The sequence below is a fragment of the Microbacterium oxydans genome (assembly GCF_006540085.1).
GTDB lineage: Bacteria > Actinomycetota > Actinomycetes > Actinomycetales > Microbacteriaceae > Microbacterium > Microbacterium oxydans.
Map to the genome: position 1 here is coordinate 196,592 of NZ_BJOG01000001.1, position 21,583 is coordinate 218,174.

Annotated in this window: 21 protein-coding genes; 19 read left to right on the plus strand and 2 right to left on the minus strand. The window is 65.6% G+C overall.

From position 1 onward, the window contains the following. Positions 1-2: 2 nt before the first annotated feature. Positions 3-2,162 carry an adenylate/guanylate cyclase domain-containing protein gene (locus MOX01_RS00885; RefSeq protein ID WP_061016241.1) on the minus strand — a complete coding sequence of 720 codons (2,160 nt, stop codon included), beginning with the start codon at positions 2,160-2,162 and terminating at the stop codon, positions 3-5. A gap of 112 nt (positions 2,163-2,274) precedes the next feature. Here MOX01_RS00885 and MOX01_RS00890 point away from each other — a divergent pair, with 112 nt between their 5' ends. Then, positions 2,275-2,970, plus strand: a complete 696-nt coding sequence (locus MOX01_RS00890) for a Pr6Pr family membrane protein (RefSeq protein WP_141368090.1) — start codon at positions 2,275-2,277, stop codon at positions 2,968-2,970. Between the two features lie 50 nt (positions 2,971-3,020). Here the strand turns inward: MOX01_RS00890 and MOX01_RS00895 are convergent, their stop codons facing one another. Further along, positions 3,021-4,445 (minus strand): trimethylamine monooxygenase, encoded by a 1,425-nt coding sequence (locus MOX01_RS00895; RefSeq protein ID WP_269140000.1) that lies wholly within the window; start codon positions 4,443-4,445, stop codon positions 3,021-3,023. Positions 4,446-4,780: 335 nt separating this feature from the next. On the opposite strand from MOX01_RS00895, the gene MOX01_RS00900 reads away from it, so the two are divergent. The 18 genes from MOX01_RS00900 to MOX01_RS19345 all read left to right on the plus strand — a co-directional run bounded on the left by MOX01_RS00900 (position 4,781) and on the right by MOX01_RS19345 (position 21,465). Then, the gene (locus MOX01_RS00900) at positions 4,781-5,839 is read left to right on the plus strand and encodes a radical SAM protein (RefSeq protein ID WP_061016245.1); all 1,059 of its coding nucleotides are present in this window, start codon (positions 4,781-4,783) and stop codon (positions 5,837-5,839) included. Further along, positions 5,836-6,972, plus strand: a complete 1,137-nt coding sequence (locus MOX01_RS00905) for a DegT/DnrJ/EryC1/StrS family aminotransferase (RefSeq protein ID WP_141368091.1) — start codon at positions 5,836-5,838, stop codon at positions 6,970-6,972. The genes MOX01_RS00900 and MOX01_RS00905 overlap by 4 nt, the downstream gene beginning before the upstream one ends. A 91-nt stretch (positions 6,973-7,063) precedes the next feature. Further along, entirely contained in the window at positions 7,064-7,468 is a 405-nt protein-coding gene (locus tag MOX01_RS00910; protein ID WP_170224068.1) for an NUDIX hydrolase, read from the plus strand. Between the two features lie 118 nt (positions 7,469-7,586). Further along, positions 7,587-7,805: a hypothetical protein gene (locus tag MOX01_RS00915; RefSeq protein ID WP_058630877.1), complete on the plus strand. Its 219-nt coding sequence runs from the start codon at positions 7,587-7,589 to the stop codon at positions 7,803-7,805. Positions 7,806-7,829: 24 nt separating this feature from the next. Continuing rightward, a complete protein-coding gene (locus tag MOX01_RS00920; RefSeq protein WP_141368093.1) occupies positions 7,830-8,861 on the plus strand; it encodes a nucleotidyltransferase domain-containing protein in 1,032 nt (343 codons plus the stop codon). Between the two features lie 54 nt (positions 8,862-8,915). Further along, entirely contained in the window at positions 8,916-9,635 is a 720-nt protein-coding gene (locus tag MOX01_RS00925; protein ID WP_058630879.1) for a hypothetical protein, read from the plus strand. Continuing rightward, entirely contained in the window at positions 9,619-10,095 is a 477-nt protein-coding gene (locus MOX01_RS00930; protein ID WP_058630880.1) for a hypothetical protein, read from the plus strand. The genes MOX01_RS00925 and MOX01_RS00930 overlap by 17 nt, the downstream gene beginning before the upstream one ends. After that, the gene (locus tag MOX01_RS00935) at positions 10,092-11,012 is read left to right on the plus strand and encodes an NAD-dependent epimerase/dehydratase family protein (protein WP_141368094.1); all 921 of its coding nucleotides are present in this window, start codon (positions 10,092-10,094) and stop codon (positions 11,010-11,012) included. Before MOX01_RS00930 ends, MOX01_RS00935 begins: the two co-directional genes overlap by 4 nt. Positions 11,013-11,034: 22 nt before the next feature. After that, on the plus strand, positions 11,035-12,018 hold the full coding sequence (locus tag MOX01_RS00940; RefSeq protein ID WP_058630882.1) for a Gfo/Idh/MocA family protein: 984 nt from the start codon (positions 11,035-11,037) through the stop codon (positions 12,016-12,018). Between the two features lies 1 nt (position 12,019). Continuing rightward, the gene (locus MOX01_RS00945; RefSeq protein WP_061018800.1) at positions 12,020-12,676 is read left to right on the plus strand and encodes a nucleoside/nucleotide kinase family protein; all 657 of its coding nucleotides are present in this window, start codon (positions 12,020-12,022) and stop codon (positions 12,674-12,676) included. Positions 12,677-12,756: 80 nt separating this feature from the next. Then, the gene (locus MOX01_RS00950) at positions 12,757-13,050 is read left to right on the plus strand and encodes a hypothetical protein (RefSeq protein WP_046748057.1); all 294 of its coding nucleotides are present in this window, start codon (positions 12,757-12,759) and stop codon (positions 13,048-13,050) included. A 194-nt stretch (positions 13,051-13,244) separates the two neighbouring features. Beyond that, positions 13,245-14,336 carry an AAA family ATPase gene (locus MOX01_RS00955; protein WP_371861825.1) on the plus strand — a complete coding sequence of 364 codons (1,092 nt, stop codon included), beginning with the start codon at positions 13,245-13,247 and terminating at the stop codon, positions 14,334-14,336. Positions 14,337-14,362: 26 nt separating this feature from the next. Continuing rightward, positions 14,363-15,250, plus strand: a complete 888-nt coding sequence (locus MOX01_RS00960; protein WP_058630885.1) for a DUF58 domain-containing protein — start codon at positions 14,363-14,365, stop codon at positions 15,248-15,250. Continuing rightward, a complete protein-coding gene (locus MOX01_RS00965) occupies positions 15,237-15,728 on the plus strand; it encodes a hypothetical protein (RefSeq protein WP_141368095.1) in 492 nt (163 codons plus the stop codon). The genes MOX01_RS00960 and MOX01_RS00965 overlap by 14 nt, the downstream gene beginning before the upstream one ends. After that, a complete protein-coding gene (locus MOX01_RS00970; RefSeq protein ID WP_230977760.1) occupies positions 15,719-16,705 on the plus strand; it encodes a VWA domain-containing protein in 987 nt (328 codons plus the stop codon). Before MOX01_RS00965 ends, MOX01_RS00970 begins: the two co-directional genes overlap by 10 nt. Continuing rightward, the gene (locus tag MOX01_RS00975) at positions 16,702-17,742 is read left to right on the plus strand and encodes a VWA domain-containing protein (RefSeq protein WP_141368096.1); all 1,041 of its coding nucleotides are present in this window, start codon (positions 16,702-16,704) and stop codon (positions 17,740-17,742) included. The genes MOX01_RS00970 and MOX01_RS00975 overlap by 4 nt, the downstream gene beginning before the upstream one ends. Before the next feature lie 215 nt (positions 17,743-17,957). Then, complete coding sequence (locus MOX01_RS00980) at positions 17,958-20,270, plus strand: LamG-like jellyroll fold domain-containing protein (RefSeq protein ID WP_230977761.1); 2,313 nt, start codon at positions 17,958-17,960, stop codon at positions 20,268-20,270. Continuing rightward, positions 20,164-21,465, plus strand: a complete 1,302-nt coding sequence (locus tag MOX01_RS19345; RefSeq protein ID WP_230977762.1) for a PKD domain-containing protein — start codon at positions 20,164-20,166, stop codon at positions 21,463-21,465. Before MOX01_RS00980 ends, MOX01_RS19345 begins: the two co-directional genes overlap by 107 nt. Positions 21,466-21,583 lie beyond the last annotated feature (118 nt).

Consider the following 21,583-nt stretch of genomic DNA (forward strand, 5'->3'; position numbering starts at 1 on the left):
GATCAGACCACCTTCCACACGGTCTCGGTCCTGCCCTGCGTCTCCACCGTTCCGGCTTCCACATAGGTGACGATCTCCTGCGTGCGATCGCGCACCGTCTGGCTCACGTAGATACCCGGCTCGCCCGTAACCGAGCGCACCCGGTAGGCGAGGCTGACCGCGTCGCCCCAGAGGTCGTAGGCGAGGCTCGTCCGCGCGACGAGGCCGCTCGTGACCGTGCCCGTGTCGACACCGGCTCGCAGCGAGATCTGTGTGCCGTTCTGCGCGTTGAACCGCTCCAGCACACCGAGCAGACTCCGGGCGAACTCGACCGTGCGCCGAATGTTGTCGACCCGCGGCACGATCAGTCCCGACGAGGCCAGGTAGCCGCCGCGCAGGGTGCGCACCTTCTCGACCCCCGCTTTCTCGGCGGCCTCATCGAATCCGCGCATGAGCGTGTTCAGGAGGCCGATCTCCTCTTCTGCAGTCATGTCGCGGGTGAGGTCGTCGAACCCGACCAGCTCGGCGAACACGACCGACACGTTCTCGTGCGCCTCCGTGATCGCCTCCTCGCCCTGTTTGTACTTCGTGGCGACGCTCTCGGGCATGAGAGTGTGCAGTAGCTTCTCGTTCTCCTTCTGCTGCTCTTCGATCAGATCCTGCTTGATCCGCAGGCTGGATGCCATGTCGTTGAAGGCGCTGCCGAGGTCACCGAACTCGTCGCGCGAGCCCTGCGGAACCTGCACGTCGAGGTCTCCCTCCGCGACGCGGTGCACGGCGCCGACGAGACGGTGGATCGGGCGGGTGAAGACCTGCGCGAGCAGAAGCGAGAGCAGAGAGACTCCGAGCAGGATGCCGAGCAGCGAGAGCAGCACGTTGCGGGTGAAGACGTTGACGGGCTCGAAAGCCTCCGCGGTGTCGATGCGCGCGATCACGACCCAGTCGAGACCCTCGATCTCGAGCGGGGCGTAGGCGGTGACGCTGTCACCGCCGATGAAGTCGCGCCCGACGGTCGTGCCGCTGCGCCCCGCCTGGGCATCCTCCACGGCCTTCGTGTCGACGGGCTGCAACAGCACCGTGCCCTTGATCTGCCCGATGCGATCGACGATGGTCGGGGCCATGCCGCCGTTGATGAGGCGCTTCACGTAGTCGGCCGGGTCCTCCACCAGACGACGTGCGGTGCTGCGCATGAGGTCGTCGCGGCCGACGAGATAGACCTCTCCAGTGTCACCGAGGCCCTGTTCCTTCCAGTTCTCCCCACCGGTCATCACATCGTTGATCGTGTCGATCGAGATCTGGAACGCCATCACACCGGTGATGCCACTGTCATTGCCCACGGGCGAGACCACCCACATGGCCGGGATGTTGAGCGAGGGGATCCAGCGGTCGAAGTCGGTGAGCACCACGGTGTTCACCGAGTTCGTCGCCACCGCCTCGGCGTATGCCTTGGCCAGCGCCGACTCGCGATACGGGCCGGTGGACAGGTTCGTGCCGATCTCGATTCCCTTGTATGCGGAGAACGTCACATCGCCGTCGAGGTTGAGCAGCAGCGCATCCTCGTAGCCTGCCTCCTTCACGAGGCGGGTGAAGTAGTCGCCGTAGCGCTCGGTCGCGATGGAGTAGCTCGTGCCGTCTCCACTGTCGTTCAGCTCCAGCTGCGCGTCGTAGTCGGCGTCGAAGTCTTGATTGCCGAGCGCGTACTCGCTCTGCACGTACTGGCCTGCGGGGGATGCGGGGATGAACGCGGTGTCGCCGTACTCCTCCCCCGAGCGGGATTCGAGCTCCGGGATGAACGTGGTCGTGTAGTACTGCTCGAGGGAGGACCGGCGAGCGTCATCGATCTCGACATCTGCGAGGTCGGCGAACCCGCCGTTGACCGCCGTCGACATGCTCTGCGCGCTGAGGTTGCGGGAGTTCAACGAGGCATCCCGCCGGACGCTCTCCATGAAGGTGGTGACCTCGGCTGCCCGCATCGAGCGGATCGTGATGAGCTGATCGACCGCGGAATCATGCAGCGACTGACGCCCGTTGACGAAACCGATGGCGCCGACGATCACCGAGGAGACCAGGCTCACCCCGAGCAACATGATGAGGAGTTTGGACTGGATGCTGAGACCGGCTCGCCGGAACCGCCTCTTCTTGGTTCCGCCCGCTTCGACCGTGCCTGTGCCGCTGTCGCTCATATGCCCCTCCGCCATGCGCGTGCGTTCCGGGTGCTGCTCACTGCGACCGACCCTAGCGATATACCGGTACTGCGGTCTACGGCGTGGCGCTACAGTGTGCGACGGAGGCGAAATGACGACCTGGTGGCCCTACGTACGACTGGCAGCATCGGTTCTGGCCGTGGCGGCGATCGTCGCCCAGCTGGTGCGCACTCTCGAGATCGCCCTCAGCTCGGAGACTGCGTGGGGCTCGCATCTGCCCACGGTCGTGGCGAACTTCTTCAGCTTCTTCACGATCCTCTCCAACGTGCTGGCGGCCGTGGTCCTCGCCATCGGCGGCATCTGGGCTCTCGCGAACCGGAAGACCACGTCGGCCGAACCGCGGTGGCTGGCGGTGCTCCTGGTGTGCGCCAGCACCTACATGATCGTCACCGGCGTCGTCTACAACACGCTGCTGCGCGGGATCGAGCTGCCGCAGGGCTCGACCGTCCTCTGGTCGAACGAGGTGCTGCACGTGGTAATCCCGCTCATCATGCTCGTCGACCTGCTCTTCGCGCCTCGCCGTCGGGCGCTCGGCTGGAGTGCGGTCGGGATCACTGCGATCTTCCCGATCGTGTGGGTCGCCTACACGCTGATCCGGGCGAACCTCGTGATCGCGCCCGCGACAGGCGAACCATGGTGGTATCCGTATCCGTTCCTGAATCCCCACCTCAACGGCGGCTACGGGGGCGTGGCGCTCTGGGTGCTGCTGATCGCGGCGATCATCATCGCCACCGCCGCCTTCGTGGTCTGGGTCGGCCGGTTTCGGGGCACCCGCGACACCGCGTGACGATGCCCCTCCCCTCCACAGGCGGAGGGAAGGGGCATCGGCCGAGAGGCTCAGACTGCGGCGAGCGCCTCGCGGTCATCATCACGCGGCTGACCCGCGATGATCCGTGTCGTCTCGGTGGCGTCCGGATCGACGTCGAGATAGCGCTCGAGCGAATCGTCGAGCTCTTCGAGCCACGGCGTATGGTGCACGACGGCGATCGTGCCCGTCATGACCGACTCGTAAGTGCGGTCGCGATAGCCCATGATGTCTTCCTTCTTGTCGTGCTTCCACGCGAGGAAGATCTCCACGACCCGGTCGATGTCGAACTCCGGGTAGTCGGTGAGCTGGAGGAGATCACGGATGTAGTCGGCCTGGAAGCGGATCTCCGCCGCGGCCGAGTCGATGCGGTCGAAACGGGCGCGCCACTCGGCGATGGAGGCCGCGCGCTCCTGCTCGTCGGGCAGTTCGAGACGGCCGAGGATGAGGTCGCGCACGTACCAGGCCTGCACGTCGAACATGTTGAACGTGAACCACTGGTCCTGCGCGCCCAGGTAGGTCAGGCGCGGATTGCCCTGCCACACGACGCCCCGGTACAGGCCTTCCGGGTAGACGTTGTTGGGCGACGACAGGGCCAGGTCATCGGGCAGGAACGGGTACTTGTGCAGATATCCGGTACACAGGATGACCGCGTCGACATGCTTCGAGGTCCCGTCGGCGAAGAATGCCGTGCTGCCCTCGAAGCGCTCGACGACCGGACGCTCCTCGATGCCTTCGGGCCAGTCGTATCCCATCGGTGCCGAACGGAAGCTCGTCGTGACCGAACGGGCACCCATCTTGAACGCCTGGCTGCCGATGTCCTCCGCCGAGTAGCTCGACCCGATCACGAGCACGTCGCGATCTGCGAAGGCCTCTGCGCCTCGGAAGTCGTGGGCATGGCTGATGTAGCCGGGGAAGGTCTCGATCCCGGGGAAGTCCGGCACATTCGGGAAGGAGAAGTGCCCGGTGGCCACGATGACGCGATCGAACTCCTCGACATGCGACCGGCCGCTCGGCAGATCCTCACTGGTGAGCGTGAAGACCGCGCGCTCCTCGTCGAACTCGATCCAGCGCACCACGGTCTGGAAGCGGATCAGCTCCCGCACATCGCTCTTCTCCAGGCGTCCGGCGATGTAGTCCCACAGCACGGGGCGCGGCGGGTACGAGGAGATGGGACGGCCGAAGTGCGCGTCGAAGCTGTAGTCGGCGAACTCCAGCGCCTCCTTCGGGCCGTTCGACCACAGGTTCCGGTACATGCTCGAATGCACGGGTTCCCCGAACTCATCGAGTCCTGTGCGCCAGGTGTAGTTCCACTGTCCGCCCCAGTCGGCCTGCTTCTCGAAGCAGACCAGCTCGGGGATCTCCGCCCCCGCGCGGGCTGCGGATTCGAAGGCCCGCAGCTGTGCCATGCCCGAGGGGCCGGCGCCGATGATCGCTACTCGTTCTCTGCTCGTCACGTATCGTCCTCACACTTGCGTCATATATCGATGAGCGGCCGCATCCGAGCGAGGAACAGGTCTGTCCCGGTGGGAGCGGAAAGCTCGACCGACCCGGAAAGCGGCTGCTCTTCGACGTTAGCAGGGCCGGTGATCGGCCCCGGAAGCGACTTCGATCACCGGTCCGACTAGTCCTCTCCCGTCGAGGCAAGAGGACCTCCTGTCGATCTGGACCATCTGGATCTCGCATATCGAACGCTTCAGATCGGCGGGTTGCTCCGTGTGGATGAAGTGCTAGATTCGGTCGCGTGAATCCGATTGAGGCGTCTTTATACACACGCGGCCCGCTACGCGCAGTGATCGACCTCAACGAAACATGCAATCTGAAGTGCGACTATTGCCACGTCAACGCGGGGTTCATTCCGAAAGACGGCGTCGGCCCGACGCTGCCTCAGGCGCACTTCCGCTCCATTCTTGATGAGCTCAGCGAGATGGGCACTTTCGAAGTCACGCTCACCGGCGGCGAAGTGACGACGATGAAGGATTTCCACGAATACCTCGACATCGTGGCCGATTATCCGCACCTGACGTTTCAGATCATCACCAACGGCACGCTCCTGATGCCGAAGATGTTGAACCACATCGTCGGCTCAGGGGTCAGGCGCATCTCGCTCTCCCTCGACGGCGCAGAGGCGGCGAACGACAAGCACCGGGGCCAAGGATCATGGACCCGCGCCGTCCGAGGAATGCGGGCGGCGATCGAGTCCGGCATCACGGTGAACATCATCTCCGTCCTGACGAAAGACAACTTCCGTGAGTGGCGGAGCTTCGTGACGGACATGAAAGCGCTCGGCGCGTCGTCGATCGATCTCAGCCCGATGTGCCAGCTGGGGAGAGCACAGTCGTTGGACAGTGCCGCCCTCGACCTTCAGGATCTGCAGTGGTTGGAATCGGGTTTCCGCGCCTATCAGGATGATCTCCCCGAGAAGTCGACCAGCGTCAGGCTCAACCTGGGTTCGACGCGAGTCGGGCAGTGGGACGGCGAGCCCGCCCCGATCCACATCGTCCAGGACATGTATCCCGGAACTCAGATCGTCTTCCGTCTGAGCGGTACGACGACGTCGAACCGCATCATCGGCAAGAGTCAGGTGCTCGGGAACCATTACACATCCTCGGTGCGCGAGATGTGGAGTTCCTCCCACTCGGACAGACTTGCCTCCTTCCTGAACGCTCAGCAGGACGCCTCGCAGAATCTCACCAGCTACTACGGCATCAGCGTGCTCGCCCCGGAACGCGTCATCGACGCCGAGCTGCAGGCACTCTCCACCCCCGCCGACGGCTCTGCCGAGATCAATTGGAATGCGGATGAGTACCTCATCAGCGCCGGTATCGAGAGGAATGTGAACAACCGATGATCGAAGACTCCCTTGCACAGGAAGCCGGCGTGCCGTGGGCCGCACCGAGGCTCCGGTTCGACGATGTCAAGGGAGACCTGCAGAGCGTGGTCGAGGGTGACCAGTGGACCAGGGGGATGTACACCCGCATCCTCGAAGACCGCCTAGGGGATGCCGTCGGGCGGTACTGCGTGCTGACCTCCTCCGGCACCTCTGCGCTGATGGCCAGCCTGTTCCACGCGGCCGATCGCGGAGCCAGGAGAGTGGCGGTGCCCGACTTCGGCTATCACGCTGCTGCGCGGGCGGCGGCCCTGTCCGGCTCGACGCTCCATCTTCTGGATTCCTCGGCCGATACGCCGACGATCGACGCCGCAGCCGCCCTGAGCCTGAACGCCCCCATCACCGTGGGCATGCACTACATGGACATCCTGTTCAGCTCGTCGCTCGGAGATCTGCGAACGAAGAAGCGTCTGCTGATCGAGGATTCGGCAGCAAGTCTGCTCGTCCAGGACCGCGATCGTCGTGCAGGGACTCTCGGAGACATGTCTGTCATCAGCCTGCACGCGAGCAAACCGATCGCGGCCGGCGAGGGCGGGGCGATCTTCGTCGACGACCGCCAGGAAGCGGATGCCCTACGGCGGATCGTGCAGAGAAACGGTCTCATCGAGTCCACCACGTACAAGGTGGGAAGCTCCCAGTCGCTCAACGCCAACATCAGCGAGCTCAACGCCGTTCTGGGTGCCGCTTCGCTCGCACGGGCGCAACGCCATCTTCCCGACTTGGTGTCCTTGCGAAAGGACTTCATCTCCGCACTCGGTGCGGTGCTCGACGAGTCGTTCCCTGCGACGACCGTCCTCCGGTCGACCGATGCCGACTTCGGTCCGGTGTCGCTTCTCATGGAGAACGAGAGCCAGCGGGATCACGTGCTGCGCACCCTGCGCTCTCGGGGCATCCAGGCACGCGCGATGTGGTTGTACGCGGCCCATGATGACCCCGCGATACGCGCTGCGGTCGAGGGACCGATCGCGACGTTCCCCCGGGCGGACGACTGGCGACGCCGCCTCCTCAACCTCCCCTTCCACTGGGGGTTCACCTCCCAGCACTCGCGAACGATTCTGGAGGCGTTCGAGAGCATGTCGACGGAGACCCCCTAGCCGCATGTTGCGGATGCATCTGCTCCGGCTCCTCTTCCGGAGCAGTCACGTTCGCTTCCGATCGCCTACGGGAACCGCCAGATTCGCACCATTGAAGGCGGCGCAGCTGCGCGAATCCGCCTACGTGATCGCGTTCACCGCCGACGGGTCGCATGTGCTGCTCGCACCACGAGACGACGGTGCAGGGCTGGAGATCCCCGGAGGCGGACGGGACGCAAGGGAGTCGATCCGGGATGCGGCCCTGCGTGAGACTTTCGAGGAAACGGGCGTCACGATCGCGGGCGAGCTGAGAAAGCTGCTCGTGCATCTCGATTGGTTCTTCGACGATTCCGATGGACGAATGTACGTCTCGAAGCAGCATTTCTTTATCGCATCGCTGCCGCCAAGAACACCTGTCAGCGACCAGTCCCTGCTCACCGAGACAAGCTCTGCCGGAGATCACCTGAATCCCAATGATGCAGACGTGATCGCGCTTGCATTTCAGAAGAGACTGTAATCGGGTGACCTTTCGCAAGAGCATCCTCTACTTTCGACCCCATTGCGATCGACATCCGCTGTGGTAGCGTCGCAGGCGTTGACCAGCTGTTGCTATAAGAGTTTGAAAGGTACGCATCATGAAGACGATCTCGAAAACCCTCGGAACCACCGCTGTCGCTGCCGGCGCGCTCGCACTCTCGGCTGTTCCGATCACGGTGCAGGCCGTGGTCAATTCCTCTGATGTCCCCAGCGCGGCCAACCGGGCAGGGCAGACGTCCGGCACGTCCTCCGTCGGTCCGACGGTGACGAACGGCCAGCACGTCACCACGCTCGCCGACCGGAAGATCATTCCGTAAGCAATCGTCAAGCTCGTCCCTCCGGTGTTAACCGCCCCCAGCTCCACGGCACTGACGCAGGCACTGTCGGCCGCGAACGAAGCCGTCACCGAGTACTCGATTCGCGAAGGTGTGAATCCTGCATTCGCGCTCCTCGTCGGCAGCGTCCCTACGGGTCTCGCCAACAGCAAGAGCGACATCGACGTCTTCCTCGTCACCCTCGACAACCCCGGCGGAGCCGCTGGGGGTGAATTGTATGCGAATCAATTCACCATCGGGGACAAGCGCGTCGATATCGAGACCTGGACGATCGGAGAGTTTGGCCGAACCGTTGCGCGTATTGTCGATGCTCTCCGCGTCGGGCAATCGCGAGTGCACGCGCTGGGGGAGATGAGATCACCCGATTTCGACTTCCTCAGTCGCGTGGTCTCCGCTGTCCCTGTGATCGGCGAAGGCTTCTACTCGTCGTGGGTGAGCGCGAACCTCCCCCGAGAGGGAGAGTACGAGCAGGTGCTGTCTGCACGATTCGCTCTCGAGGCCGCCGCAACGCTGGAGGATGCCGAAGGTTTCGCGGAGGCCGGGAACCGGGACGGTCTTGGATTCTCCGCCTCTCGGGCCACCAACTTCGCCGTGAAGTCGTGGGTGGCAGCGACCGGCGATGTGTACTTCGTCGACAAGTACGCCTTCACCCAGGCAGTTCGGCAGGGTATGCCCTCGGAGCAGTTGGCGCGCGCGCGAAGATTCGGTCAGTACGAGTGGATTCGTGAATCGGATCCGCGGTTCATGGAACTCCAGACGTTCCTGCAGGATTTCCTCATCGCCAGCCAGATCCTGTCCAACCGATTCCCGGTCGACCGATCGACCACGACTCCGAGCTTCCGCTCGAATCACATGCCGATTCAGATCGCGGACGGAGTTCTCCTGAATGAGGAGGGGAAGAACCATGTGCTGCTCTCCGTCGTCGCCGCGAAGGTCTGGCAGGCGCTGATCACCGGCGACGAAGCGTCCCTTCCTCCTGCGGACGTCGATCTCATCAGACCGCAGCTTGAGGCTGCCGGAGTGATCGAGCGCATCTAGACGGCGCTCGGGAAATCGTTCATCTGAACGCCGAACAACAAGAGGGATAAAAGCGTGAGCGGATACATCGTCGAACTCGAAGGCACGGACGGCACAGGGAAATCGACCGTCGCCGGCTCGCTGGCCTCGGAGCTCGGCGGGACGGTCTTCTCGCGCGTCACGGCAAACGCGGACACGTCGCTCGACCGCCTGACCCGAAGCGTCGGCACCTTCTTCGGTGAATCGCTGGACGATGTACCGGCGTTGGAGGTGCTCGCCCTTGCCGCCATCACTCAAGACGCGGCCATCCTCGAGAGTCAGGTCCTCCCCCACGTGCGCGCAGGTGGGGTCGCGGTTCTGGACTCGTGGTGGTTGAAGACGTCGTGCCGTTTCGTGATCGAAGCGGAGAATCTCGGCTATGAGCAGAGCCGCATCCACCGGATCGCCGGCTGGATCGACGATCTGGCCTACTGGCGCACGTGGCCGGATCTCACCGTCTACACCGCCGTCCTCGAACTCGACGACTCGACTGTGCGCGCACGTTACGAGCAACTCCCGGAGGAGCGGCGTGACATCGTCATCGGCAGGGACGGACGCAATTCCGTCGACCCCGATGAGTTCGTCGACTTCGTCTCACGCATACGACACCTCATCAGGAAGAAGTCGGAGGGGATCGATACATCGCGCACGTTCATGAACACCTCGGACGATCACGGTATCGCGTGCTCGAACGCGATCGCCGAGTGGATCCGCCTCGCGCAGAACGCAGACGGTTCCGGTGCGAGTGGTCATTGACTCCCGCAGCACCCTCGTCATCGATTTCGACGGGGTCATCGTCGATTCCGAGCCGATTCGGCGACGAGAGACGGAACGCTCGCATCGAGAGGGCGCGCCGAGGCAACAGACCTACGCACGCATCCAGGCCCTCATCATGCAGACGCCCCCGCGACCGGAAGCCCTCTCCTTGATCGCGCGTTTCCCCACGAAGGACATCGTGATCGCCACGAACAACCTCTCTGCCAACGTCCGCGAGTATCTGGATGCGTGGCTGCCCTCGCTCTCTGCCGCGTCCATCTTCAGTCGCCTCGACCTCGGCTTGGCCAAGGAGACCGAGGACTTCTGGCGACGGCTGGGAGCGATCCTGAATCGCCCCTCCGACACACTCCGCGTTTACGACGACAGCGCGGACGTCTGCGCGATCGCTGCCAAGGTCGGCATGCAGGTTCACCGCGTCGAGACCGGGGTGGCCGGATGAACGACGGCGCAGCTCCTCGCGTGCTCGTGGCCGGCGGGGCCGGTTTCCTCGGGAGCCATAGCGCGAAACGTCTGGGCCGAGATTTCCCCGAGTCCGTGATCACTGTGCTCGATCGCGAGGAAAGTCAGAACACCGACATCCGCGTCGACCTGACCGACGACCGAGCAACCATCGATGCCCTGAGAGACAGCGCGGACTACGACTGGGTGCTCAACTTCGCCGCTCTCTCTTTCGTTCCGTCGAGTTTCACCGAGCCTCGTCGGTACCTGACGAACAATGTCCTCGCCACCCAGAACCTCCTGGACGCTCTGAGCACGGGCGGATTCCGCGGGAAGCTCCTGCATTTCTCGTCGTGCGAGGTGTACGGAGACGCCACGAGACCATCGACGAAGGCACCGCTGGTGCCGAAGAGCCCCTACGCCGCGAGCAAGGCGGCTCAGGAGCTGGTGCTTCGTGCCCACCACATCGCCTCCGGGGGCGCCTACGCGGCGACCATCATGCGGCTCTACAACATCTATGGGCCGGGGCAACAGCACAATCGGCTGTTGCCGTCCGTCGTCCACGCGGCCGCGACCGGCGAGTCGCTCGCGCTGTCCGGGGACGGCGAGCAGACGAGAACGTTCCTGCATGTCGACGACCTCATGGATCTGCTCGTCTCCGTGGTCACGGCTGACGCGACGCGCACCGCTGAGGAGCTGCGGATCTACAACGTCGCTGGACCCGACGTGTTGAGCGTCAATGATGTCGTCACCCTCGCCCGGCGAGATGCCGCCATCCCCACCGTGACGGCGCCCAGCACTCCGGCAGCGTTGCGAGTGTCGGTGGGGGACCCGATGAACGTCATGGACGATTTCCGGTGGAGCCCGTCGAGGACGGTCGCGGATTTCATACGGAAGTCGATCTCAATTGTTGTCTAATCCGAAGAAGTGGGGATAGATCGTGCGTCTGGGAATCTATGGTCTCGGTCAGGTCGTGTTGGAGAGGCACCTCGATGAGCTACGCGCTATCCCGGAGATCTCCGTCACCCACATCGCGACGCGGGACAGCGCGCGCTTCTATCGTGCGATGGAGACCTACCGTGGAGACATGACCCGCGTGGGGTCCCTCTCCGCGCTCGCAGGCCACCCCGACATCGATGCCGTGCTGATCGCGACCCCCGCGTCGGATCTCCTGTCATCGGCGGAAGTGGCGCTCCGAGCCGGCAAGCTGGTCTACCTGGAGAAGCCTCTGGGCGCGTCCTACGCCGATGCCCTGCGCATCACCGCATTGGAGGGCGCCCGGGATCGAATGGTGGTCGGCGACAACTTCTATTTCCAGGAGAGGTTCGTCGCGGCCATCGGTCACACGCACGCCGCATGGCTCCCGGAAAGCACCTCGGCCGATATCGTCGATTATCTGAGAAGGGGAGATCGGGTCCGCTTCCGGTCCGACATGGATCTCTTCAAGGAGCATATCGTCCACCCCCTGGCGGCGCTGCACAGGCTGGGCCAGCCGGTGCTCGACGCACATGTGCGATCTGCCCGGGTCATTCGTGACATCGAGATCGGACAGATCGTCGACATGCACCTCGTGTCCGGCGAATGGAACGGCACGATTCGAAGTGTCATCACCGACGCCTGGTCGCGAGACAGATACGTCTTCCGCGGCGAACGCGGCGAGGTCGTCATCGAGCATGTCCATGACTTCGAAACGGCAGCTCAGCTGGGCAGGAGCGTCTACAACGACTTCCTCGATGTCGACGGCGACTCGGTGCCATTGCGCTCTCCCGCACCCAGTGGCATGTTCGAAGCCTGGAACGTGCTTCTCGGGCTCTCGGCCGGAGACCGCAAAGCCACCGCCGAGGCTCACCGCGTGCTCGAGGCGAGCCTCAACGCCGTTCGCATACGGGATGAGGCGCTTGCCCTGCTTCACGAAAGCAGCTGAGTTGCCTTCGGTCAGCATCCTCGGCTCGAGTGGAGCGGGTAAGTCGGTCATCCTCGATCGCTGCGCCGAGCTGGGCCCTCTCGCCTCCGGGCACGGCGAGTATTCGGTGGTCGGCATCGCGTGCCACGAGTGGGAAACCTGGGAGAGCTTCCTCACCGACCCCGGGCGTTACGCCTTCGCAAACCAAATGGAAGCACTGCGCAAGACCGTCGACACTCTCGTCTGCGTCGAACGACTCAGCGGCCCGTTCGATTACGTCGTGACCGATGCCTCGCCGATGCGCGTGAAGATGTACACGGAGATCATGTTCGACGTCGATCTTCTGTCACCGGAGGAGTTCGGCCGATGGCAGTCCGAATACCGTCACCAGCTCACGAGAATTCCTCGTTCCGCGGCGTTTCTGTATCTGGTTCTGGACACGGGAGAACGGGCCCTCCGAGATGGTGCGGGAGGACACGATGGACGCTGGTCCAACGGCGATCAGCTGAAGGCACTCCTCGACGCACGCTTCGACGATCTGCTCGCTGAGCGGCGAGCGACCGGCGAGCTCGGCGCCACGGTGGTCGCGTCGGCGACGCCGGCCGAGATGCTCGCGGACTTCCGGAAGCGACTTCTCGAGGATGCGCGGACCCGACACGATGGTCGAGCACGGGAGTAGACGAGATCATCCGCTGGATGTACGACGCCGGCACTCAGGGCCGATGCCCTGTGCTGCGGCCCCGTCCTAGCGTGGAAGACATGTCAACCACCGTCTCCCCTTCAGCCCTGTCCGCCCCTGCGACCTCGACCGCGAAAGGGACGGTCAGTCTCGTTCTCGGGATCTGCTCTCTCTTCGCCGGCTGGACCTTCTTCGCGCCGGTCATCGGACTCATCTTCGGCATCCTCTCGCTGCGTCACGAGCCGCAGGCACGCACCAGGGCCGGCTGGGGAGTCGCCCTCAACGCGATCGCCATGAGCCTCTGGGTCATCACGCTCGTCGTCGTCCTCGCATTCGGAGGGGTCGCGGCCGTCGCGACGATGTTCGGCCAGTGACGTCCGCCGCATGCATGATCCATCGACGGATGCAGGGGGTCTGCACGACGAAACCTCCTGCATCCGCGATCGGTTCATGCAGGTGAGCGGAGCGTGATCGTCAGACCGCGCACAGCCGGCCGCTCCGTCGTTGCGATTACGCTGGTCCGCGGGGGACAGCCGCGACGCGGGTCCCCGAACGAGGGAGCCTACCGATGACCGAGTCCTCCACGCCGGACCTGCGGACGATCTCCGCACCGCCGCCTCCGCCCGGCCCCGCGCAGACGCACCCGCCGACACCTCCCGCCGCACCCACCAACGCCGCGCCCACGGACGCCGAGATGTCCAGGGCCTCCGAGGTACTGCGAGTCATCTCCACCTCGTACTCCGCGAAGATGGTCGGCCAGGACCGTCTTCGCACCAGCCTGCTCGTCGCCCTCATCGCGGGCGGACACATCCTGCTCGAGAGCGTGCCGGGACTCGCCAAGACCACCGCGGCGAGCACCCTCGCCGACACCGTGAAGGCGCAGTTCAAGCGCATCCAGTGCACCCCCGACCTGCTGCCGAGCGACATCACGGGCAACCAGATCTACGATGCGGCGACCGGCTCGTTCCGCACGGTGCTCGGCCCCGTGCATGCGAACTTCGTGCTGCTCGACGAGATCAACCGCTCCAGCGCCAAGACGCAGAGCGCCATGCTCGAGGCGATGCAGGAGCATCAGACCACGATCGGCGGAGAGATCCACCACCTGCCCAAGCCGTTCCTGGTGATCGCGACGCAGAACCCGATCGAGCAGGAGGGCACGTATGAGCTGCCCGAGGCGCAGATGGACCGCTTCCTGCTCAAGGAGATCGTCGAGTACCCGAGCCCCACCGAGGAGCTCGAAGTGCTCAGCCGCATCGACTCCGGCGTGCTCGACCCCGACCGGCACGTGACCAGCGCCGTCAGCCTCGACGATGTGCACCTGCTGCAGGATGTCGCGAGCCGCATCTACGTCGACCCCGCGATCCGCAACTACATCGTGTCGATCGCCTACGTCACCCGCAATCCCGCGCCGTACATCGGCGAGGAGCGCGCCCGCTTCATCAAGTACGGCGCGAGTCCGCGCGCGAGCATCGCCTTCCTGCAGGCCTCGCGCGCGCTGGCGCTGCTCAAGGGACGCGCGCACGTGCTGCCCGAAGACATCCGCGAACTGCGGCACCTGATCCTCCGGCACCGCGTGCTGCTGACGTTCGAGGCCGACGCCGAGGGCATCCGCAGCGAGGAGATCATCGACCAGATCTTCGCCTCGGTCCCGACCCCCTGACCCGGCGCCTCGGGACTCATCGCCACATGCCCAGCCTGATCACGCAGGTGAAGAGCAAGCTCTTCATCCATTCGACGCGCAAGTCGCTGCACGCGCTCGACGGCGCCTACGCGTCGTTGCTGCGCGGACGGAGCCTCGACTTCGAAGACCTGCGCAAGTACGAGTACGGCGATCAGGTGCGCGACATCGACTGGCGTGCGACCGCCCGGCTGGGGACGCCCCTCGTGAAGCGCTCGCGCGCCACCCGCATGCACACCGTGCTGTTCGTGGTCGACACCGGGCGCTCGATGTCGGCCCTCGCGGCGGACGAGCAGTCGAAGAAGCAGCTCGCGATCCTCGCGACGGGTGTGCTCGGCGTGCTGACGCTGCGTCACGGCGACGACTTCACCACTGTCTACGGCGACTCCGCGAAGGTGCGCCGCCTCGCACCGGGACGCAGCGAGGGCGCTCTCGAACACGCGCTGCGCACGATCGACAGGGCTGTGGACGAGAGCAGCGCCCCGAGCGATCGCGATGCCCTGCTCTCCTTCGTCACACGCACGATCGCCCGCCGCATGATCGTGGTGGTGATCACCGACGAGGCTCCCCTCACGAGCGAGACCGAGCGGATGCTGCGCCGACTTCGAGTGCAGCACGACGTGCTGTGGCTCACGCTGCGCGATGCCGAGCCCGTGCTCGATCACGCCACGGGGCGCATCCGCAGGGACGTCGACAGCCGATGGCAGGTGCCGGGTTTCGTGCAGGGCGACCGCGAGATCGTGCAGGAGCTGACCGCCCAGCGCGAGGCCGAAGCCGCGCACCTCGACGATCTGCTCACCCGCATGGAGATCAGCCACTCCACGCTGGACGGGCAGGACCATGCCGTCGCCCAGCTGCTGACGTTGCTGAACCGGAGGTCGAATGCCCGGCTCTGACGACCTCTACCCGCCGGCCCAGTATGGCTGGGGGTGGCTCCTGCTCGCGATCGGCATCCTCGCGCTGCTGGTGCTCGGTGCGTGGCTGTTGATCGCGCTCACGCGACCCCGTCGCACCCTCGCCACCGCGGACCCGAATGCCGGGCAGGCTCCGCTCATCATCGACGTGCTGTCGCAGCTGCGCACCGAGTACCTGGCCCGAATCCAGCAGATCGAGACGGACTACCGGGAACGGCGCCTGTCGGCGCGGCAGGCGAACGCCGAGTTGAGCAGGGTCGTGCGCGCCTTCGTGAACGAGTACAGCGGTCTGGAGGCGCCGGTTCTCGCGCTCGACGACCTGGTGGCACGCGGCGTCCACCCGGCTCTCATCGATGCGCTGGGCAGGCACTACTATCCGAGCATCTTCCGACCCGGCCCGGTGATCGACCCCGTGGCCGGCGCCGAAGCGGCGAGGACGGTGGTGCGCACATGGCACTAGCGAACATCTGGATGCTGGTGGGCGCGGTCGCCGTCGTGCTGGTGGCGCTCGCGATCGGGCTCGTCCTCGGACTCCGACGGGAGGGGCGTGCCGGGGCCGGAGAGGCCGCCCGCGTCGCCCGCGCCGAACGCCTGCGCACACTGCCCTCGTTCCGCCGTGCCCTGACGCGAAGGGCACTCGCGTTGTCCGGCGTCCTCGCGCTCGGCGCGGCAGCCGCGATCGTGTCGGGGGTGGTTGCCGCGCGGCCGATGTCGGCGCAGACCGTGCAGCCCGTCAACACGAGCCGCGACATCATGCTGTGCCTCGACGTCTCCGGCTCCATGACCGAGGTCGACGTCGAGGTGCTGAACGTCTTCGACGAGCTGTTGGACAGCTTCGAGGGGGAGCGCATCGGCCTGACGATCTTCAACAGCTCGCCCGTGCAGATCTTCCCCCTCACCGACGACTACGACTTCGTCCGCGAGCACCTGGCCAGCATGACCGAGAGCTTCGACTTCGTCGACCAGGTTCCGGAGCACTGGATCGGCACGCTCAACGGCAACGGCGCCTCCCTGATCGGCGACGGCCTCGCGGCGTGCGCGATGGGCTTCGACCACCCGGACGATGAGCGTTCGCGCTCGGTGATCTTCGCCACCGACAACGAGGTCAACGGCGCCTCGATCGTGACGCTGGAGGAAGCCGCCGCCTACGCCGCCTCGAAGGACGTGCGCGTCTTCGCACTGAACCCCGTCCAGGGCAAGGACGCCGATGTGAGCGCCGAGCTCAGCGCGGCAGCAGAGGCGACGGGGGGCGCCGCATTCGGGCTGCGCGACACGACCACCGTCTCCGACATCGTGGACCAGGTGCAGGAGCAGGAGGCGACCGAGCTGCGCGGAGAGGCGCAGGTGGTCTGGACCGACACCCCGAACCTGTGGATCGTGGTGCTCTGCCTCAGCGTGCTCGGGTTCGTCGTGGTGCTGTGGAGGGTGCGACTGTGATCTTCCAACCCGTGCTCAACCCACTGCTGATCGCGCTGCTGTGCGCACCGGTCCTCGCCGTCGCCGTCTGGGTGCTTGTCCGTGCGCCGAAATCGGGCGGCGTGCCGATCGCGGACGGGCGCGCACTCGCCGGGCATCGTGCGCTGTGGGCCATGCGGCTGCTGCTGGTGCTCGCCTGCGTCGCGCTCCTGCTTCGTCCCGGCATTCCCGGCGGAGCCACGCAGACCCTCGCGACCGACACCGACATCGTGTTGGTGGTCGACACCACGGCGAGCATCGTGGCCGAGGACTGGGGCGACGGGGAACCGCGGCTCGACGGCATCCGCGAGGACGTGCGCGCGCTCGTGGAGGAGTACCCGGGGGCACGCTTCGCGCTCATCACCTCGGATGCCGCCGCCCAGCTGCGGGTTCCCCTGACCACGGACACCACCGCGCTCTTGGGTTCGCTGCAGGTGCTGCGCCCCGAGGTCACCAGCCAGTCACGCGGAAGCTCGATCGGCATCGCCGCTCCGCTGCTTTCCGAGACGCTCGCGTCGGCGGCCGAGTCGTCTCCCGACCGCTCGCGCATGGTGTTCTACTTCGGCGACGGAGAGCAGACGGTCGACACGCCGCCGGAGTCGTTCAGCGCAAGCGAGAAGTACACCGATTCGGGAGCCGTGTTCGGCTACGGCACAGCCGAGGGCGGGCCGATGCGCATCACCACGGGCGGCGTCTCGGATCAGGGAGGCGACTACATCCAGTACCAGGGCGCCGATGCGCTCTCGGTGATCGACGAGTCGACCCTCGAGACGATCGCCGACGACCTCGGTGTGGAGTACTCGCATCGGACGGCGGACACCGCGCCCGTGCTTCCCGCTGCCCCGTCCACCACCACCGACTACGCCGATTCGGGCGAGGTCGGCAACGTCATCGAGCTGTACTGGATCGCCGCGCTCGTCGCCCTGGCCATCCTGGGCGTGGAGCTCGGGCGGGCGACCCTGCTGATCGCGCGACTGCGGCATCTCCGTGCTCCTCGGTCCGACGCAGCAGCGCGATAGCGAGCAGCCCTTCCATCTGGAAGCTGACACTCAGCAACCTCCGGATATCGGATGCTATTGTTTTACACGTCGCGGACTATCTCGGACGCGACGGGGGTTCGCAGATGCGATCCGACCGCGGAGTCACATGAGCTTGGGGAAGCTCCCGCGGTCGTTTCACGCTGCGATGTCATGTCGACTCTCACGTCGGCATCAGATCACTGGGGAAGCAAAACATGGGGAACAAGCGTGTTCTGAAGCGCGCCCGAAAGACCGTCATCGCGACGGTCGTCGGAGCCTTGGTCGTCAGCGGGCTCGTGTCGTTCGGTGGTGGAGCCGCCGTGGCTGCCGACGCACCGCCGACGTTGCCACCGCTGCTGCAGCGTGATGACAACGTCGTCACGTCGGATCCGATTCCGACGGTGCAGATCGACAACGGGTACGTCTGGGCGCAGACGACCATCGGCTCGACCGTGTACGCCGTCGGCAAGTTCGACAACGCCCGCGAGCCGAAGGCGAAGCCCGGCACCGCGCTCACAGCACGGTCGAACGTGCTCGCGTACGACATCAACACCGGCGCGCTCCTTCCGTTCGCCCCCACGGTCAACGGGGTGATCAAGGCCGTCGCCGCCTCCCCCGACGGCAGCCGCATCTACATCGGCGGCTCGTTCAACAAGGTCAACGGCAAAGACCGGTGGAACATCGCAGCCATCGACGCGAAGACCGGCGAGCTCGTGCCCGGCTTCATCCCCTCCATCGGCGGATCAGGCGTCTACGCGCTGGCGACTTCGGGCACGAGCGTCTACGCCGGCGGTCTGTTCTCGCAGGCCAACGGCACCGCGCGGAAGAACCTCAGCGCGTTCAACACCGCCAACGGAGCACTCCTCCCCTGGGCACCTCAGACCGATCAGCAGGTCGACGCCCTCGTGATGGACCCGGCCGGGATCGACACGATCATCGGCGGACGCTTCTCGCAGATCAACGGCGACACGGGGCTGCGCGGCATCGGTGCCGTCGACAAGGTCACCGGCGCAGTCGACACCGCATGGGAGCTTCCCGACACGGTCAAGAACGGTGTGGGCACGGGCCCTTCCGCGGGAAAGTCCGGAATCTTCGGCCTCGCGACCGATGCCACCGGGGTCTACGGCACAGGCTGGGCGTACGCGAACGCCGATGTCGCCAACCTCGAAGGGACGTTCGCTGCTGAAGCCGGGACGGGCAAGGTCCGCTGGATCGCGGACTGCCTCGGTGACCACTACGGCGTCTACTCCACCGGCAAGGTCATCTACACCACCAGCCACACTCACGCCTGCAGCACCATGGGCCTGCACCCGGAGCAGTCGCCGCGCACACACCGCTACTCCGAGGCCTTCACCGCCGATGCGCGCGGGACGCTCGGCACTCAGCCGGCGACGCCCCAGTACAAGGACTGGGCCGGAACGCCCGCGCCCTCTCCCTACGTGTGGACGCCCGACTGGGCTGTCGGTACCACGACCGGACTCGGCCAGGCCGGGTTGTCGATCACCGGCACGGGCAACATGATCTCCATCGGCGGCGAGTTCCGCTCCGTCAACAACGGACAGTTCGAAGGGCTCGTCCGCTTCTCGACCACGCCTCCCGAGGGCCCGAAGGACGGACCCCGCCTCTCCGGCGAGAAGTGGGTGCCGACCGCGACTTCGCTCGTCCCCGGCCGCGTGAAGGTCACGATTCCCGCCAACTGGGACCGTGACGACCTCACGCTCACATACGAGCTGCGCCGCGCCGGCTCGACCACGCCGTTGTTCACCACGAAGATGGACTCCACCTGGTGGAACCTGCCAGCGGTGACCTTCGAAGACACGACAGCGCCGGCAGGTTCACAGCAGCAATACACGTTCACGGCCACGGACAGCAACGGCCACACGGTCGCGAGCAGGACGACGACTGCCACGGTGGCCGAGTCCACTCCGGCGTACTCCAACGCCGTGCTCGCTGACGGCCCCGAGTTGTACTACCCATTGGGAACCGTCGCACAGGATGTGGCGGGAACGAACAGTCCGATCCTCCGCTCAGGAGCAACTCCTCAGTCGTCAGGTGTGCCGAAGGGCGTAGCCGGTGCGACAGCTCTCGACGGCACAGTGACCGGGCGAGTCGACACGACCACGAAGGTCGCGGCGCCCTCGTCGTTCTCGGCCGAGCTGTGGTTCCAGACCTCGACGACCAGCGGCGGGTTGTTGTTCGACTTCCAGAGCTCGGCCACCGTGCTCTCGAAGAACTTCGACCGAACCGTCTACATGTCAGACGACGGGCGCCTGAACTTCGGGGTCTACAACGACGGCACGAAGGTTCTCACGACCGCGACGGCATACAACGACAACCGCTGGCATCATGTCGTCGCGTCGGTGAGCCCCGACGGAATGAAGCTCTTCATCGACGGGAAAGCTCGACGGACACCTCCCCGGAGTGACCAAGGCGCAGGACTACAACGGCTTCTGGAAGATCGGCAACGGCAACCTGACCGGCTGGGCGAACGCACCGAAGACGACTCCCCTCCTCGGCAACGTCGATGAGTTCGCGGTCTACCCGTATGGCCTGACCGCGGGACAGATCAAGACCCACTACAGCGTCGGAAACGGCTCCACAGCCCCCGTCGCCGCCTATACGGCAACGGCGACCGGGCTCGACGCGACCTTCGACGCGAGCTCCTCAGTACCCCCTGGCTCTACGACGATCGCGGAGTACCGATGGGACTTCGGTGACGGTTCGACCGCGGCCGGCAAGACTGCGGCGCACACTTATGCGGCGCCCGGAACCTTTGAGGTCAAGCTGACGGTCACCGACAGCCAGGGACTCGTGGGATCCATCAAGAAGCCGGTTCTCATCCAAGGAGCCAACGTGGCGCCCACCGCATCGTTCACACTCTCCGCGTCGGGGCTGACCATCACGGCCGACGCCTCGGCATCGTCCGACCCCGATGGCACGATCAGCAACTACAGCTGGAACTGGGGCGACGGCACGACCGGCGAAGGCGCGAAGGCGAACCACACCTACGCGACGGCAGGCACGCGCACCGTCACCCTCACCGTGACCGACGACCTGGGCGGCGTGACAACCACCACCAGGGAGGCCGTCGTGACGGCGCCTGCACCGCTCGCGAGCGATGAGTTCGAGCACCCTTCCACTCGCGGCTGGGGTAATGCCATCGTGGGCGGCGCCTGGAAGATCGCAGGTGGAACGACGACGACGACCACAGTCGCCGACGGTTTCGGGAAGCTGAATCTGGCCGCAGGCGACACCCGGCACGCGACGCTGAACACGCCGTCGATTCCGAGCCCGGCTCTGGAGACGACCTTCCGCCTCGACCAGGCTCCCGCCGCGGGTGGTGCCTACATCGGCGTCATCGCACGGGACTCGACCGCCGGGAAGTACCTCGTTCGCGCGTGGCTCCGCCCCGACGGAACGATCTGGCTCGTCGCGCACCGCGACGGCACCGTGCTCGCCACCCAGGCCGTGTCCGGGCTCGCCTTCGCGGCGAACACCTCGTACACGCTCAAGGTCACGGTGACGGGCACAGCACAGGCGTCGATCAAGGCGAAGATCTGGGCGACCGGAACGACAGAGCCGACCGACTGGCAGCTCAAGGCGACCGACAACACGCCTCTGCAGCCCGGGGGTGGGGTTGGCCTGAGCGGCAACCGCTCCGGTAGCTCGACTGCCGCGGCAATCGTGTCCTTCGATTCCTTCCGCGTCACCGCGGCCGAGTAGCGCTCGGGGACGGGCATCGTCCCTCCTCATGATTCAGCCGGCCTCGGCACCCGAGGTCGGCTGAATCGCATCCTGAGGATCCCCGGATAGGATGTTCAGCGCTTCGTCCTGCCGCTTC

What these genes read in the sequence shown, in the direction of transcription:
- MOX01_RS00885 (WP_061016241.1), bottom strand. Translation starts at nt 2,162, where the DNA reads ATGAGCGACAGCGGCACAGGCACGGTCGAAGCGGGCGGAACCAAGAAG.
- MOX01_RS00890 (WP_141368090.1), top strand. Translation starts at nt 2,275, where the DNA reads ATGACGACCTGGTGGCCCTACGTACGACTGGCAGCATCGGTTCTGGCC.
- MOX01_RS00905 (WP_141368091.1), top strand. Translation starts at nt 5,836, where the DNA reads ATGATCGAAGACTCCCTTGCACAGGAAGCCGGCGTGCCGTGGGCCGCA.
- MOX01_RS00915 (WP_058630877.1), top strand. Translation starts at nt 7,587, where the DNA reads ATGAAGACGATCTCGAAAACCCTCGGAACCACCGCTGTCGCTGCCGGC.
- MOX01_RS00935 (WP_141368094.1), top strand. Translation starts at nt 10,092, where the DNA reads ATGAACGACGGCGCAGCTCCTCGCGTGCTCGTGGCCGGCGGGGCCGGT.
- MOX01_RS00950 (WP_046748057.1), top strand. Translation starts at nt 12,757, where the DNA reads ATGTCAACCACCGTCTCCCCTTCAGCCCTGTCCGCCCCTGCGACCTCG.
- MOX01_RS00955 (WP_371861825.1), top strand. Translation starts at nt 13,245, where the DNA reads ATGACCGAGTCCTCCACGCCGGACCTGCGGACGATCTCCGCACCGCCG.
- MOX01_RS00960 (WP_058630885.1), top strand. Translation starts at nt 14,363, where the DNA reads ATGCCCAGCCTGATCACGCAGGTGAAGAGCAAGCTCTTCATCCATTCG.
- MOX01_RS00965 (WP_141368095.1), top strand. Translation starts at nt 15,237, where the DNA reads ATGCCCGGCTCTGACGACCTCTACCCGCCGGCCCAGTATGGCTGGGGG.
- MOX01_RS00970 (WP_230977760.1), top strand. Translation starts at nt 15,719, where the DNA reads ATGGCACTAGCGAACATCTGGATGCTGGTGGGCGCGGTCGCCGTCGTG.
- MOX01_RS00980 (WP_230977761.1), top strand. Translation starts at nt 17,958, where the DNA reads ATGGGGAACAAGCGTGTTCTGAAGCGCGCCCGAAAGACCGTCATCGCG.